Source organism: Actinomyces oris (assembly GCF_006546825.1).
GTDB lineage: Bacteria > Actinomycetota > Actinomycetes > Actinomycetales > Actinomycetaceae > Actinomyces > Actinomyces oris.
The window spans coordinates 269,418-284,923 of the sequence record NZ_VICC01000001.1; the positions used below are offsets into that span (position 1 = coordinate 269,418).

11 protein-coding genes are annotated in these 15,506 nt (G+C 61.5%); 7 read left to right on the forward strand and 4 right to left on the reverse strand.

Features of this window, described 5'->3' with window-relative positions; all coding sequences use genetic code 11:
* Nucleotides 1-100: 100 nt before the first annotated feature.
* Entirely contained in the window at nucleotides 101-823 is a 723-nt protein-coding gene (locus tag FK267_RS01190) for a hypothetical protein (RefSeq protein ID WP_075374183.1), read from the reverse strand.
* Between the two features lie 111 nt (nucleotides 824-934).
* Nucleotides 935-1,909, reverse strand: a complete 975-nt coding sequence (gene nrdF / locus FK267_RS01195) for a class 1b ribonucleoside-diphosphate reductase subunit beta (protein WP_075374182.1) — start codon at nucleotides 1,907-1,909, stop codon at nucleotides 935-937.
* A 173-nt stretch (nucleotides 1,910-2,082) separates the two neighbouring features.
* On the opposite strand from nrdF, the gene FK267_RS01200 reads away from it, so the two are divergent.
* Nucleotides 2,083-2,685 carry a DUF1269 domain-containing protein gene (locus FK267_RS01200; RefSeq protein WP_003788384.1) on the forward strand — a complete coding sequence of 201 codons (603 nt, stop codon included), beginning with the start codon at nucleotides 2,083-2,085 and terminating at the stop codon, nucleotides 2,683-2,685.
* Nucleotides 2,686-2,806: 121 nt separating this feature from the next.
* Here the strand turns inward: FK267_RS01200 and FK267_RS01205 are convergent, their stop codons facing one another.
* Together FK267_RS01205 and FK267_RS01210 are read right to left on the reverse strand one after the other, a co-directional pair.
* Nucleotides 2,807-3,643: a hypothetical protein gene (locus FK267_RS01205; protein ID WP_249039328.1), complete on the reverse strand. Its 837-nt coding sequence runs from the start codon at nucleotides 3,641-3,643 to the stop codon at nucleotides 2,807-2,809.
* A gap of 189 nt (nucleotides 3,644-3,832) precedes the next feature.
* On the reverse strand, nucleotides 3,833-4,771 hold the full coding sequence (locus FK267_RS01210) for a hypothetical protein (RefSeq protein ID WP_232622612.1): 939 nt from the start codon (nucleotides 4,769-4,771) through the stop codon (nucleotides 3,833-3,835).
* Between the two features lie 220 nt (nucleotides 4,772-4,991).
* On the opposite strand from FK267_RS01210, the gene FK267_RS01215 reads away from it, so the two are divergent.
* The 6 genes from FK267_RS01215 (at nucleotide 4,992) to FK267_RS01240 (ending at nucleotide 15,501) form a co-directional block, all read left to right on the forward strand.
* Entirely contained in the window at nucleotides 4,992-10,070 is a 5,079-nt protein-coding gene (locus FK267_RS01215) for a DEAD/DEAH box helicase (RefSeq protein WP_198498116.1), read from the forward strand.
* Complete coding sequence (locus FK267_RS01220; RefSeq protein WP_141405893.1) at nucleotides 10,067-10,579, forward strand: hypothetical protein; 513 nt, start codon at nucleotides 10,067-10,069, stop codon at nucleotides 10,577-10,579. The genes FK267_RS01215 and FK267_RS01220 overlap by 4 nt, the downstream gene beginning before the upstream one ends.
* A gap of 118 nt (nucleotides 10,580-10,697) precedes the next feature.
* Complete coding sequence (locus FK267_RS01225) at nucleotides 10,698-11,735, forward strand: AAA family ATPase (RefSeq protein WP_232622468.1); 1,038 nt, start codon at nucleotides 10,698-10,700, stop codon at nucleotides 11,733-11,735.
* Between the two features lie 3 nt (nucleotides 11,736-11,738).
* Nucleotides 11,739-14,273 (forward strand): S8 family peptidase, encoded by a 2,535-nt coding sequence (locus FK267_RS01230; RefSeq protein ID WP_075379534.1) that lies wholly within the window; start codon nucleotides 11,739-11,741, stop codon nucleotides 14,271-14,273.
* Nucleotides 14,270-14,401: a hypothetical protein gene (locus FK267_RS13735; RefSeq protein WP_256694338.1), complete on the forward strand. Its 132-nt coding sequence runs from the start codon at nucleotides 14,270-14,272 to the stop codon at nucleotides 14,399-14,401. The genes FK267_RS01230 and FK267_RS13735 overlap by 4 nt, the downstream gene beginning before the upstream one ends.
* 29 nt (nucleotides 14,402-14,430) lie before the next feature.
* Nucleotides 14,431-15,501 (forward strand): ImmA/IrrE family metallo-endopeptidase, encoded by a 1,071-nt coding sequence (locus tag FK267_RS01240; RefSeq protein ID WP_075379533.1) that lies wholly within the window; start codon nucleotides 14,431-14,433, stop codon nucleotides 15,499-15,501.
* The last annotated feature ends 5 nt before the right edge of the window (nucleotides 15,502-15,506 follow it).

Genomic DNA, 15,506 nt, shown 5'->3' on the forward strand with positions numbered 1-15,506 from the left:
GCACTGCCGCGCCCTTCCGATCTGTGGAACGGAGGACGCGGCAGCCGGGGAACAGCATCGGCGGGATTCTCAGGGCCGCCGAGGAGACAGTGCTATGAGATCACTTGAGCACGAGGTCCTGAGTGTCGGAGTAGGCGGCGTACTTCTTGCCGCTCTGCATGCCCTCTGCCTCTCCACGGTTGTAGACGATGCTGGTGGTGCCCTCGGAGAAGGGCTTCAGCTTGGTCGACTCCGATACGGTGGCCATGGAGATCCAGCCCTCAACCTGTCCGGAGCCGGAGTCCTCGGAGTCGAACACCTCAAGACCGTCATCCTTCAGGTCGTCGGCCAGCAGCGCCCCGTACTCGTCCGCCTTGCGCTTGGATTCCGTTTTGTCCTGGAGCGAGGTGGAGTCTGTGATCTTGTGGCTGAAACCAACATCCCCAGTGAAGTCGAGCTTGCAGTGAAGCAGGTAGACCGTATCTGACTGACGGGTCTTCTTGTACTTCGGTGCGGCGTAGTCCTCGATCACCTTGTCGCAGGTCTGGGTAAGACCAATCTCCTCGTCCTTGAAGGTCACCGGCTTGATCTCCTGAATCTCGGAGCCGGACTTGGTGGTCTCGCCACTCTTGCTCTTGGTGTCCTTGGCATCCTTGCCGTCCTTGTCGTCCTTGGAGTCCTCGGAGGGGGATGCATCCGAGTCGCCTGAGTCCGGCTCGGCGGAGCTGGTCGCGGAGCCGCTACCGGGGGAGGGCTGAGCGATGTCCTGCTCATCGCAGGCGGACAGTCCGACAGCCATGGCAAGGGCGGCGGCGACGGAGAGAACTTTGACGGAGGAGCGCATGGGGATTCCTTTCTCGCGCGCTGGGGATGGCGAAAGTGTGCACCCGGCGCGAGTCCCCCACCATGGGGAGCCCACCCAGGGGAGCGCTCCCCGCCTCCGCCCGCCTGCCTCTCAGAAGTCCCAGTCCTCGTCCTGGGTGGCCTCGGCCGTGCCCATGACGTAGGAGGAGCCCGAGCCGGAGAAGAAGTCGTGGTTCTCGTCGGCGTTGGGGGACAGTGAGGCGAGGATCGCCGGGTTGACGTCGACGGCGTCGGCCGGGAACAGCGCCTCGTAGCCCAGGTTCATGAGGGCCTTGTTGGCGTTGTAGCGCAGGAACTTCTTGACATCCTCGGTCAGGCCGAGCTCGTCGTAGAGGTCCTCGGTGTACTGCTCCTCGTTGTCGTAGAGCTCCATGAGCAGGTCGAAGGTGTAGTCCTTGAGCTCGGCCTGGCGCTCGGGCGAGGACTCGCGCACGGCGAGCTGGTACTTGTAGCCGATGTAGTAGCCGTGGACGGCCTCGTCACGGATGATGAGGCGGATGAGGTCGGCGGTGTTGGTCAGCTTGGCGTGGCTGGACCAGTACATGGGGGCGTAGAAGCCGGAGTAGAAGAGGAAGGACTCCAGCATGGTGGAGGCGACCTTGCGCTTCTCGGGGTCGTCGCCGCGGTAGTAGTCCAGGATGATGCGGGCCTTGCGCTGAAGGTTCGCGTTCTCCTCGCTCCAGCGGAAGGCCTCGTCGATCTCCGCCGTCGAGATAAGCGTGGAGAAGATCGAGGAGTAGGAGCGGGCATGGACCGACTCCATGAAGGCGATGTTGGTGAGCACCGCCTCCTCGTGAGGGGTGCGGGCGTCCGGGATGAGGGAGACCGCGCCGACCGTGCCCTGGATCGTGTCCAGCAGCGTCAGGCCGGTGAAGACGCGGGTGGTCATGTTCTTCTCGGCCTCGTTCAGGGTGGCCCAGGACTGCACGTCGTTGGACAGCGGCACCTTCTCGGGCAGCCAGAAGTTGCCGGTGAGGCGGTCCCAGACCTCGAGGTCCTTGTCGTCGGTCAGGCGGTTCCAGTTGATGGCCTGGACGCGGTCGACCAGCTTGATGGGCTCGTGCATCAGTTCCTCCCGAGGTTTGGGTGATCCGGCTTCATGCTACCGATGAGACCGCCGGGCGGCAGTGACGCCCGCCCGAAGAGGGCTGTGGTGCCCGCCGCGCCGGGGCCATCAAGATTCAAACCACTTGTATGATACGATGGCGACATCAGACTGCACCACAAAAGGAGAGCATTTTGACCGACCAGAGCGTAGTCGTCATTACCTTCACCGAGTCCTCCAAGGCGTACGAAGTTCTCAGTGACCTCCGCCAAGCCTCCGCGGAAGGGAGGATCGACGTCGTCTCAGCACTCATCGCGGAACGCGAGGAGGACGGACACCTGCACCTGGCGGAGGGATCGGACGCGACGATCGGCGAGGGCACGGCAACTGGGGGCCTCATCGGCCTGATTGTCGGTCTGCTCGGCGGCCCACTCGGCATGCTCCTGGGATGGGGTGCAGGTTCCGTTATCGGAAGTCTGAGCGACATCGACCATGCTGACAAGCGTGAGACCGTCCTCGGCGACCTCAGCGCCCGCGTCGCTCCCGGAACAACGGCCATCCTCGCCCAGGTATCTGAGGTGACGCCCGAGGTGCTTGACAACATCTCAACGAAGTTGGGTGGAACTGTGGCCCGCCGCCCCGTCTCCGAGGTGCTGGCCGAACTCGAGGCCGCCGAAGCAGCTGCAGAAGCAGCGGATCGCGAGGCACGCCGTACCATTCGCGACAAACGCCGCGAAGAGCGCAAAGAAGCATGGGACAAGCGAGTCGCTGATCTCAAGGAGCACTTCAAGCGCTGAGCACAACACTTTAAAGCGGGCTGCACGCATCGATGTCTCGATGCGTGCAGCCCGTCGTCATTGGCACTGGTGGGGAGAACGGTCGGCACGCCCCAAGGATGCAAGCCCTCTCGCAGATACCTTACGACGAAGCGTCCGGCTGCTGGGCCGCGGCAAGGATGGGCGCCCCCTTCTCAGGCGGATCTCCCTGGCCGACCACAGTGCCGGACTTCATGTCAAAGCCAACCACCCTGGGCTGGACCTTGCTTTCCACCGAGGTAAGCAGCTCCACCCTCTGGAGCACCTGGTTACCGAGGACTGTGGCAAGAACCGCAGCGTCGGCCTGAACATCCTCATCCTGCCAGTCATTGACCCATTTCTTGAATATGAGACGGGCCTGGTGACTGTTATAATCCTCCGCCTCCAGGCTCAGGACCGCTCCGTACCGCTTGTCGGAGGGAATGGTTTCCAGTGCACGCTTGACCGGCACAGATGTGAGGTCCTTACCCTTGGCGTGGGAGATGAAGCAGTGAGACCGTCCAATCAGAATGCTCTGCTCGACCCTCAGGGAGCCGAGGCGCAGCACCGCAGAGCTGGGCGGCAGGATGAAATGATCCGGGAGGGTCTCAGTAGTCCGGTACTCGAAGGAGATTCTTTCCTCCTCGATCTGGACTCGCTCCATGCCGGGCGATAACGCCTCCACCGTGGCGGAGGCAGCCTTATCGGCATCCTTCATCGGCAGGTAGCAGAAGACGGAGGTCTTCCCCTTGACCCAGGAGACAACCATCCTCACCTCATTGGCTCCGGTCAGGTTCAGCACTTTGGCGTAGGCGTCCCGCACAACTGTCGCAACTGATTCCGCGGACGGATCGTCCTTGAGCCGCACATCCACGGTCCAACGATCCGGCTCTGAGAACTCCGGGTGCACCTCTACCCTCACGGACGCCACAGCGTCGAGCCCGGAGAGGTACTGATGCACCTTCCGCTCCCGCCTCTTGCGCGCCATAGCCATGGGCGAACACCCGGCCACTGCGAAAGCAAGGGACACGAGGCCGAACGCCAGCGCCTCACGACGTCGAGCATTCATCAGACCCCACTCCGTTGCGTCAAGAACTCCTGCCGCACTCTCCTGTCACAGGGAACCATCAGATTCACACTCCCGTCACGACTAAGAAGCGGACTCCCGGGCTGCTGCCCGAACCTTCGCACCCTCTTCAGGAGGGTATCCGGCATCGAAGGCACCCGCATCCATCTGGAAGCGCACGCCTTCCGTCCCACCAGAACTCTGGTCCGACACGGTCGAGACGTAAAGCGACTGAAGCGCCTGATTGCCTGAGACGATATTGAGCACTTTCGCTGCCGCGGCGACATCGAGGCCATCCGACACCGCCCCAAAAGCAGAGACCTCGAGTGTTGGTTTCTCATACACGTGATGATCGTCCGTCAATTCAACTCTGGCCTCCTTCCGATACTTTGAATCGATGGCATCCACTACCTCGCGGAGCGGAACAGAACTGAAGTCAGTAGTGTCGGCATTAACTTTGACAGTCATGCCACCAAGATCAAAACTGTCATCCACACCAACGCCGGATCGTGGCATCATAATCACATCATCCGGAAACTTCTTTACTTCGCCTCGATTCACCGAGATATGACGACCTCCACCATCCATGGACTTCATGCTAGGCTTCGCCAGATCCCGAAGATAATCGAGCGCCGCCTCATTCGGCTCGTTCTCCGAGAGAGACCACGACACAGAGGCGCCATTCTGCTTCCAGGACGCCGACAGTCTGACGTAACTCCTCCCCACAGCCTCTTTGACCAGACGATAGGCGTCTTTGAGGACAGCGAGAGTCTCTTCTCGCCCGGGATCATCGTTGAGAACGATCAGGACCGTCCAGGAGTCACCTATTTCGAAGTTGTATTCCACCTCCGCGTTCACTGATTTGACGACATCGAAGCTCTTCAAGGACTGCTTGATCCGACGGCGAGCCTGGATATTTCCCGGGGTCAGCGACCCACAGCCCGACATCGCCAGCAGCGCCAAAACTCCGGCGCCGACCAGAATCGTGCGCCTCGGGAGGCCCTTTCCTCCCACCAGCCCCATCACAACCGGACCGATTCACCCGGACGCGCCAGGAAGAGCGCGGTGAACAGGAAGCGGAGGATGTTGCGTCGACGATGAGCCATGGTGCCACCTTAGGTCCTCGCTCCGACGCACGGGATGGGGATCGTTCCCCTGCCCAGCCCGCGCGGCTCCGACACAGTCCCGTCACGCGTGGTCTCGTGGCGGCAGCACCCCACCTTTCTCACCGTATGCTTCCCCCGTGAGTCAGTCGCGCATCAAAGTGATCCTGGACGGCCTGTACTTCGACACGCGGACGCAACGCGGCAAGGGAACGGCCTTCGAGCGCCTGGTGCGCCAGTTCCTTCTCACGGACCCGCGCTACGCGGAGCGCTTTGACGAGGTGTGGATGTGGAGCGACTGGCCGGAGCGGGGCGCGCGCCCGGACCGCGGCATCGACCTGGTGGCCCGCGAGCGCGAGACCGGCGAGCTGTGCGCCGTCCAGTGCAAGTTCTATGACCCCGACACGGGCGTCATCACCAAGGGAGACGTCGACTCCTTCCTGGCGGAGTCGGGGACGGGAGAGTTCACCTCCCGGCTGTTCGTGTCCACCACGGAGCACTGGAACTCGGCTGCGGAGGAGACGGTGTCTCGTCAGGCCATCCCGGTCTCCCGGATTGGTCTGGAGGACCTGTTCAACTCGACGATCGACTGGGACTCGTTCAGCCTGGAGACCCCTGAGGTCATGGTGCGCACCGGTGGCAAGAGCCTGCGCGAGCACCAGAAGCGAGCCCTGGACGCGGTGACTGCCGGACTGTCCATGGCGGACCGGGGCAAGCTCATCATGGCGTGCGGCACCGGTAAGACCTTCACGTCCCTTCGCATTGCGGAGGCCATGGCGGGCTCCGGTGGCCGGGTGCTGTTTCTGGTGCCCTCCATCGCCCTGCTGTCGCAGACGCTCATGGAGTGGAGCGCAGAGTCGGAGGTGCCGCTTCGCTCCTTCGCGGTCTGCTCGGATACGAAGGTCGGCAAGGGGCGCAAGCGCACCAGCCTGAGCGAGGACATCTCGGTGGTGGACCTGGCGATCCCAGCCACCACGGACGGCACGGTGCTCGCCGACCGCCTGGCACGCCGTCCAGCCCCGGTCCACGGGACGGCCCCGATGACGGTGGTCTTCTCCACCTACCAGTCGATCGACGCCGTCGCCCAGGCCCAGAAGCTCGGCGCCCCCGGCTTCGACCTGGTGATCTGCGACGAGGCCCATCGCACGACCGGCGCCACCGTTACGGGCACGGACGAGTCCGCCTTCGTCCGTATCCACAACAACGACTACATCCACGCCTCCAAGCGCCTTTACATGACGGCGACTCCCCGCATCTATGACGACTCGACCAAGGCTCGAGCCGGTCAGAAGAACGCGATCCTGGCCTCCATGGACGACGTCGAGACTTACGGCGAGGAGCTTTTCCGCCTGGGCTTCGGTGAGGCTGTCTCCCGCAGTCTGCTGACCGACTACAAGGTCCTGGTCCTCACGGTCTCCGAGGACCAGATCGCCGATCAGATGCAGTCCTCCCTGGCTCAGGACGGCCAGCTCACGCTCGACGACGCCGCCCGGATCGTGGGCTGCTGGAACGCCTTGGCCAAGCGCAGTGTGGACACGGCCGACTACGGCAAGGACATCCAGCCGATGCGCACGGCGGTGGCCTTCGCCCGCGATATCAAGACCTCGAAGCGCTTCGCCTCCTCCTTCAGGAACGTGGCCGAGGACTACCGGCTCACGCTCACCGACGAGCCCGAGGTTCCCGAGCTGTCCGACGACACGGACGGCGTCAACCCCGATACCCCGACTCAGAAGCGGCTGGGCTCCGTGGAGGTTCGCCACGTGGACGGCTCCATGAACATCATGGAGCGCAACGGCCTGCTGTCCTGGCTCTCGGGCGACCTGGGTGCGCCGGCGCCGACCCGGCAGGCATCGGAGTCGGAGGGGACGTCCGTGTCCTGCCGGATCCTGTCTAACGCCCGCTGCTTGTCCGAGGGTGTGGACGTCCCGGCCCTGGATGCGGTCATGTTCCTGTCCCCGCGCAAGTCCCAGGTGGACATCGTTCAGTCCGTGGGGCGGGTGATGCGCCTGGCTTCGGGTAAGCGGTACGGCTACATCATCCTGCCGGTGGCGATCCCGGCTGGGATGTCGCCCGAGGACGTCCTGTCTGACAATGACACGTTTCGCGTGGTGTGGGAGGTGCTGCAGGCGCTGCGCGCTCACGATGAGCGCTTCGACGCCATGGTCAACAAGATCGACCTCAACCAGTCCAAGCCGGACAAGATCGCCATCATCGATCCCTTCGGGGCTCCAGGCGGCGACGACGGCGATTCCTCCGGTACTCCGGCGCCTCAGCAGGCGGCCTTCGACCTGGGGGCGCTGGGCAAGTGGCGGGAGGCGATCTACGCCCGGATGGTCCAGAAGGTCGGCTCGCGGCGTTACTGGGAGCAGTGGGCCAAGGACGTGGCCGATATTGCGGCCCGTCACCGTAAGCGCCTGGCCAAGCGGGTGCAGGACCCCGAGGTGGCGGCAGAGTTCGAGCGCTTCCTGGCGGCTCTGCGCGCCAATCTCAATGACTCGATCACCGCGGAGTCCGCGATCGACATGCTCTCCCAGCACCTGGTGACCAAGCCGGTCTTCGATGCGGTCTTCGACGGCTATGACTTCGCGGCCGAGAACCCGGTGGCGCAGGTGATGGGTCGGATGCTCCGGGTCTTGGACGGATCCAACCTGGAGGCGGAGACCGAGAGGCTGGAGGGCTTCTATGAGTCGGTGCGTGAGCGCTGCGCGGGCATTGACAACGCTGCGGGCAAGCAGCGGATCATCACCGAGCTCTACGAGAAGTTCTTCTCCCTGGCCTTCTCCAAGACGGCCAAGTCGCTGGGGATCGTCTACACGCCGGTGCAGATCGTGGACTTCATTCTGCGCAGCGTGGACTGGCTGACACGCACCCACCTGGGGCGCGGCATCAGCGATGAGGGCGTGCACGTGCTCGACCCCTTCACCGGGACGGGCACCTTCATCGTCCGGCTCCTGCAGTCCGGCCTCATCAGCAAGGCGGACCTGGCGCGCAAGTACGCGAGCGAACTGCATGCCAACGAGATCCTGCTGCTGGCCTACTACATTGCGGCGGCCAATATCGAGGTCACCTACCGCGACCTCATGCGCAGCGACGCCCCGCTGGCCGACGGTGATGTGAACGACCCGGCACAGGCGGGTTACACGCCTTTTGACGGGATCGTCCTGGCTGACACCTTCCAGATGACCGAGGACGGGGACATGCTGGATCAGAGCGTGTTCGTGGCCAACAACGAGCGGGCCGCGGCCCAGCTGGGGCTGACGAGCATTCAGGTGGTCGTCGGCAATCCGCCCTACTCGGTGGGGCAGGAGTCCGCCAATGACAACAATGCCAACCAGCACTACCCGTCGCTGGACGCCAAGATCGAGGCGACCTACGCGGCCCGTTCCACGGGCACCAACAAGAACTCCCTGTACGACTCTTACCTGCGGGCCATCCGCTGGGCCTCGAACCGCGTCGGGGAGGCCGGGGTCATCGGTTTCGTCACCAACGGCGGCTTCATCGACGGCAACACAGCCGACGGCGTGCGCCTCACCCTGGCCGAGGAGTTCTCCCACCTCTACGTCTACAACTTGCGGGGCAACGCACGAACCTCAGGCGAGCTGCGCCGAAAAGAGAAGGGCAACGTCTTCGACTCAGGTGGACGCACTACCATCGCCGTCATTTTCCTCGTCAAGGACCCGACCCATGAGGGGCCGGCTGTTCTGCACTACCGCGACGTCGGCGACTACCTCTCCAGGGAGGACAAGCTGCGGATCGTCGAGGAGTCGCAGATCGACACCCTGAAGTGGGAAACCATCACCCCGAACGTCCAGGGTGACTGGATCAACCAGCGCGACCCGAGCTACGAGTCCTGGCAGTCCATCGGCGAGGGACAGGCACCGATCTTCACCTCATACTCTCGTGGCGCCGAAACTGGGCGAGACGCATGGGTCTACAACTTCTCGCTGCCGGGCCTGCGCGACTCGGCACAGCGGCTCATTGAGACGTACAACGAGGAGCGCGAACGCGTCCACCGCACCCGAGCAGCCGACCTGAAGGCCGGAGCGAAGGTGCGGGACCTTGTCACAAACGACGAGACGCGGATCAAGTGGACTCGGGATCTCTACAAGTCGCTGGAGAAGAACCGTGTCATCACCTATGACGCGGGAGCCACCTACTGCGGCCTGTACCGCCCCTTCTGCAAGCAGTGGCTCAACGCCTCGAACGGCATCATCTACCTCCCTGCTGTTCTGCGCCGCTACTTCCCGACTCCCGGCCACGATAATATTGGTTTCTATCTCACGGGCGTCAGTTCGCATTACGATTTTGGCGCCTTGGTCGTTGATACACTCCCCAATCTTCACGTACTCGATACCGGCCAGTTCTTCCCGCGCTGGACGTGGGAGCCTGTCGGCGGTCGTCATGCGGCCGAGTCAGGCATGCTGGATCTCTCCGGTGGTGAGGACGCGGAGGAGTCCAGCACCGCCGTCGGGCAGGAGGGTGAGGTGCTGGGCGGTTACCGCCGAGTGGACAACATCACCGACGCCACGCTGCGCAGCTACCAGACGGCCTATGGGCCGGAGGTGACCAAGGATGACATCTTCTACTACGTGTACGCCCTCCTGCACTCACCGGAGTATCGGACGCGGTATGGCTCGGACCTGAAGAAGTCCTTACCTCATATCCCGCTGGTAGCGAGCCGGGAAGACTTCGTCTCCTTCACCACGGCTGGGCGCGGGCTTGCCGACCTGCACCTGGATTACGAGTCCGTGGAGCCCGCACCATTGCAACTCATCGTCGATGGCCAGGAGGTGCCTTGGGATCTGCGGGAAACGACCTCAGCGGACCTGCTGCAGGTGGAGAAGATGCGCTATGCCCGGGTGCGCCGGGACGGCAGGCTGCAGGATGACAAGACCTCGATCGTCTACAACGAGCATGTGACGATCTCCGGTATTCCCGCCCAGGCGCAGGACTACCTGCTGGGGTCGCGCAGCGGCCTGGACTGGCTCCTGGACCGCTATCGTGTGAGCACTCACAAGGCTTCCGGGATCGTCAACGACCCTAACGACTGGATGGCGGAGGGTGCGGGCGGCGGCCCCACCGCCTCGGCACAGCCCCGCTACCTCCTGGACCTCATCGCCCGCATCACCACCGTCTCCGTGCGAACCCAGGAGATCGTGAACTCCCTGCCACCACTTGACGTAAAGCCCACAGAAACTCCTATGCAAGTCGAGTTATGACTAGCCAAGACTGGGCCTCCTGGATAGGAGCGATAGGAACCGCCGGTGCAACGCTCATCGCCACAATCACTTTGGCTCTGGAAGCATGGTGGAGGCGCAGCGACAAGAGAAAAGAACAGGCAGTACGCATCACTGCCTGGGTTCTGACGAACCAGAAATCAGATCAGAAGACTGAAGACATTATACGCATTAGCAACCAGTCCTTTTCTCCTGCGTATCGCTGTGTTGCAACCTTCGTCATCAACGAGCAGAACGGGCAACATTATCCAGACGACTATAGAAGAAAACTAACCACACTCCCTCCAGGCGAATGGCAGCTCGCCGCGCCCAAAGGATGGCGAGGAATGAGCGCCAGCCCCGGCGTGGAGATCGCCTTCACTGACGCACACGGAGTACACTGGTTACGAAACGCCGTAGGGCAGCTACACGAGAGCCCAATAGATGCGATCAAGCACTACGAAATAAAACTACCCTATTCTTCCGATCAACTGACCCCAGCAACCACATAAACCCACCTGGACGCATCTCTGCGCCAGGCAAGTCGACACAACGCGAAAGCCACTTCGTCCGCAACAAGCACGATCTACTGGTGGACGTGAGAGCGATCCCAGCGCGGCACCAGGGAATGTGTCACTGGCGTGCCGTACGATGACAGTGACAACTCAGGTGAACATGGAAGGGAGGCCATCTGTGGCAGGTCACGGTGCACACATCACAGCCATGGTGCGCAGTCACGCCTCCGGTGACGAGGACGCCTTCTACTCCGTCGCCCTGCAGGTCGCTGCTCGGGAAGCCCGTCAGGGGCACCACCGACTCGCCTCTGACATCAAGAAGGCTGTCGACTCCTCACGTCAACGAGCACGCTCACCCCTTGCGACGGTAGCCACACTTCCGCGTCCCGAAGGAGACCTCGCCAGCCTGGTTGAGATCGCTCAGCCACAGGTACGCCTGCGCGATCTCGTCATCTCACCTGAGCTCGGCGAGCAGATCACGCAGGTCATCCAGGAGCAGCGGCAACGGTCCGTTCTGATCGAGCATGGCTTCACCCCGATGCATCGTCTGCTTCTCGAAGGCCCGCCTGGTACAGGCAAGACCATGACTGCCTCCGTTATCGCCTCTGAACTCTCACTTCCGATGTACACCGTGCGTCTGGACAGTCTGCTCAGCAAGTTCATGGGTGAGACTGCCTCTAAGCTGCGGACAGTGTTTGATGAGGTCGCCACCCACCGCGCGGTCTACCTCTTCGACGAGTTCGACGCCCTCGGCGGAGACAGAAGCGGCAACGACGTCGGCGAAGCGCGACGCATCCTCAACTCATTCCTGGTGTTCCTGGAGGAAGCGAGCCCGGAGTCGATTGTGGTCGCGGCCACCAACCATCGTTCCATCCTGGATCGCGCACTCTTCCGTCGCTTCGACGCCGTCCTCACCTACTCGCTGCCGAGTGGCAGACAAGCCCAAGCGGTTATCCGCAAGCGTCTGGGGTCACTTGCCAAGGGCGTTTCATTCACCGGGCTATCCTCACGCACAGAGGGACTCAGTCATGCGGATATCGTCAAGGCAGCCGAGTCAGCCGCTAAGGCTGCGCTCATGAGAGGAGATGCTGTGGTGACACGAGCAGATCTTGAGCTGGCGCTCGCCGCGCGCCGCTCCGCCAGCCTGGGGTAAGCCATGTCCGAGTCACCCCGCCTCGATCACCTCAACGTCAATGGCTATGTTGAGTCCAAGCCACGGACAGCGCGCGGCATGGGAAACACAGCTATCAGACCCGTAGATCGCCAGACTCACGGAAAACGTCTCATCGAGGACATTGAAGCCGCATTTGCGCAGGCCCAAAAGATGCAAGATTCCCAGGATCTTGCGCCCGAACTAAAGGCCAACGGGACGTACCTCACACTCGAGGGTGCCGAAGTCAAATTCGGCCTAAAATTGGATTCTCTGACACGAACAGCAAGGACTCGAACTAACGCAAGAAAGACTCAATGGATTCTTTTGTCAACACACCCAGCTACCCGAAATTCACCAGAACGAGCAACAATATGGATAGCCGACGAGTTTAAAAAGCAATTCCTCAAACTTTTTCAAGACTACCTCATTAAAAATACAAGTAAAGGCAACCCTGAGAACAATGAACTAGTCGCCAACACTTCACGAGTTAGATCCACTCTTCTGGGAGACCTGTGGACATCTAAATTTACTCCAACTTATAGAGAGCTGACCTGGTGGGAATTATGGCTTGATCGACACAGAGAACGCCCGGGACTCTTTGAACGCATCACGAAAGAGCTCGACATTGAGGCATCCGACCAGCGAATAGTAATCGACAACTCCGTAGTCGTGCGCGTTCGCGCAATTTGGAACGACTTGTTGCCACTCATTGAAACAGATCTTCCTCTGACGGAGATTCGATGCCCGTTATTTATTGACACCCCTGAAGATCTCACAGATGGCGAACAGCTGGAGTATGTTTCCAATCTCCTTACGAGGATTATTCCCGCCCCACCCGAGGCTCCCACGGTCTGCCACCTCGACTCCGGAGTCTTCCGAGCGCACGTCCTCCTCGAAAAATCCTTGGCAAGCAGCGACCAGCACTCGATCTTCACAGCTTCAACCGGTCATGATCTTCACGGCCATGGCACGTCAATGGCAGGAATTGCGCTCTACGGTGAGCACCTGGATGATCTTCTTCTAGGAACACAAACAATCAGATTAAAGCATCGCCTAGAGTCTGTAAAATTCTTCCCCACTCCTGTAGGAGCTCAGCAGCGTGACTATGCAAGCGCCACCATTCATGCGATTTCCATTCCGGAGGCTGGACCCTCTCGTCGACGCACCTTCTGCATGCCTGTCAGCACAAAGTCTGACACCAACCCCGGCTGGCCGACACTCTGGTCGGCAACGGTAGACACCCTCGCCGTAGGCACAGATATTCAAGTTAACAGTGACGGATTCTCTCTCATCTCGAAACCAGACCCTGATGCAAAACGTCTCATTATCGTCTCTGCAGCGAACGTGGACGCGGACTCATACCGTATCGATCACCTAGATAACTCAGACATGTCCCCAATCCGAGATCCCGGACAGTCGTGGAATGCGCTAACGGTTGGCGCTTTTACTCAACTCGATCAGGTTCCGAGCGACCCGAGCTTTCATAGTTACTTTCTAGTAGCACCCGCCGGAGAACTCTCCCCCCACAGCCGAACTTCTTTACTATTTGGCGACAAACCATGGCCCATCAAGCCAGAGATATGCCTGGAGGGCGGCAATGTTCTTTTGGACAGGCAGGGTTTTGCAGAACCCAAGCACCCTCTTCTTTCTCTCAGGTCCACCGGTATCAGGAACGATGTGGACCTGACATCGGCCAATGCGACGAGCGCCGCTACTGCGCAGGCCGCACGGCTAGCAGCGCTCGCCATGAGCCGTTACCCCTCCTACTGGCCGGAGACCGTACGGGCTCTTCTGGTTCATGAGGCCAGGTGGACTGAGCGGATGCGCGCGCACTTAGATGCATGCGAGACCAAGAGCGGCCGAGCTCGGCTCTTGCGTCGCTACGGGTGGGGAGTACCGACGGAGGAAGCAGTCCTCACATCATCTCACCGTGCAGTCACCATGGTGGTTCAAGACGAGTTCTGCCCTTTCGATGAGACATATGCAATGCGGGAGCTTCGGCTTCACTCCCTGCCCTGGCCTCGCGACGTCCTTCAGTCACTTGGCGAAGCCGACATGCGCCTACGCATCACGCTGTCCTACTTCATCGAGCCTTCCGCCACACGGCGTGGCTGGAAGGGGAAGTACACGTATGCCTCTTACGGTCTCCGCTTCGATCTCAAAGCCCCGACCGACATCAACGTGAAGCGTTTCCTCGCGCGAGTGAATCGACAGGCTCAGGAAGAGGAGGACGAGGACTACTCGTCCACAGATAGCCACTCGAATCACTGGCTACTCGGCACGCGGGCACGACACTACGGTTCACTCCACCAGGACGAGTGGCAGGGCACCGGCGCAGAACTTGCAGCATGCGACCATATCGCCGTCTACCCCGTCGGTGGCTGGTGGAAGAACAACAATCGACGTGACCGCCGTGACTTACCCGTCCGGTACGCACTCCTGGTCTCGCTGAGCACCTCCACACAGGGAGCCGATCTCTACACTCCGATCGCGACACAGCTCAGCGTCCCCATCACCGCTGTGCCCATCGAGGTATGACCGGTTCACGCAGACAAGCCCCGACAATCAACCAAGCCCGACTCACCGCCAACTGGCGACTCATCGTCACCGATGAAGGTGGCACTCCTGTCGTCGCCTGCGTCATCGAGATCGTCGACTACCACTAGACCACCACGCATCTGAAAGGAAGGCAGGCATGACCACGTACGCCGCACACCCCGACTACGTCGTGCCTACCGGGGACTTCATCGAGGAGTGGATGGAAGAGGAGGGCATCAATACCGCTGAGCTTGCCCGCCGACTTGATGTGAGCCGAAAGCACGTCAGCGAGCTGCTCCGGGGTAAGGCCCCCCTCAGCCACGACATGGCGCTCAGGCTGGAGAACACCACCGGTGTCCCTGCCCGCATCTGGAACCTTCATGAGACCGGATACCAGGCAGCTCTAGCCCGCCAGGCTGCGGACGCGAAGCTGATCGCCCAGTACGACCGCGCCAAGGAGTTCCCCCTGGGCTACCTTCGCAAGCACTCCTTCATTACCGCCCCCGCACGAGACAAGGCCGGGACAGTGCGGGGGCTGCTCCAGTTCTTCGGCATCTCCTCGATCGACTCCTTCCAAACCACGTGGAAGCAGGGTGCCGTTGCGTATCGCCGGTCCGCCGTCGGGCGCGACAACACCAATCATCTGGCCACCTGGCTCCGGGCGGCCGAGCGGAGCTACGAGCTAGACGACCTACCCGACTACAACCGCAGCAAGCTGGAAGAGACTCTTCCCGAAATCCGCGCGCTCACTGTCGCCGATCCAGCACAAGCCATTCTGAAGGCCCAGGCTCTTCTTCGGGAATGCGGGGTAGCGCTCGCATTGATCCCGGCAGTGCCGGGACTCGGTATTCACGGCGCCACCCGCTGGATTCAGGAGCACCCCCTTATCCAGCTCTCAGCGCTCTGGAAGGCCGACGACCAGCTCTGGTTCACGCTCTTCCACGAGATCGCGCATGTCCTTCTCCACGACCCGAGAGGCCTCTTTCTTAGCAACGAGCACGGCTCCGCCGAAGAGGAGGCTGACGCCTATGCCTCCCATCTCCTTGTTCCAGAGGCCTACGTGGGTCGCCTCCCCCGTCGTCGAGACCTTGATGAAGTGAGGGCACTTGCAGAGGAGTTAGGCATTGCCCCCAGCATCGTGCTAGGGCAGGCACAGCATCGCACCGGCGACTACGCCTGGGGACACAGCCTCAAGCGAAAGGTGACGATCACGGACCTGGCTGCGTAGGTTCC

Bases quoted from the DNA above. Each gene is read 5' to 3' on its own strand.
- FK267_RS13735 (WP_256694338.1), top strand. From the start codon at position 14,270: ATGACCGGTTCACGCAGACAAGCCCCGACAATCAACCAAGCCCGACTC.
- FK267_RS01220 (WP_141405893.1), top strand. From the start codon at position 10,067: ATGACTAGCCAAGACTGGGCCTCCTGGATAGGAGCGATAGGAACCGCC.
- FK267_RS01240 (WP_075379533.1), top strand. From the start codon at position 14,431: ATGACCACGTACGCCGCACACCCCGACTACGTCGTGCCTACCGGGGAC.
- FK267_RS01190 (WP_075374183.1), bottom strand. From the start codon at position 823: ATGCGCTCCTCCGTCAAAGTTCTCTCCGTCGCCGCCGCCCTTGCCATG.
- FK267_RS01210 (WP_232622612.1), bottom strand. From the start codon at position 4,771: ATGGGGCTGGTGGGAGGAAAGGGCCTCCCGAGGCGCACGATTCTGGTC.
- FK267_RS01230 (WP_075379534.1), top strand. From the start codon at position 11,739: ATGTCCGAGTCACCCCGCCTCGATCACCTCAACGTCAATGGCTATGTT.
- nrdF (WP_075374182.1), bottom strand. From the start codon at position 1,909: ATGCACGAGCCCATCAAGCTGGTCGACCGCGTCCAGGCCATCAACTGG.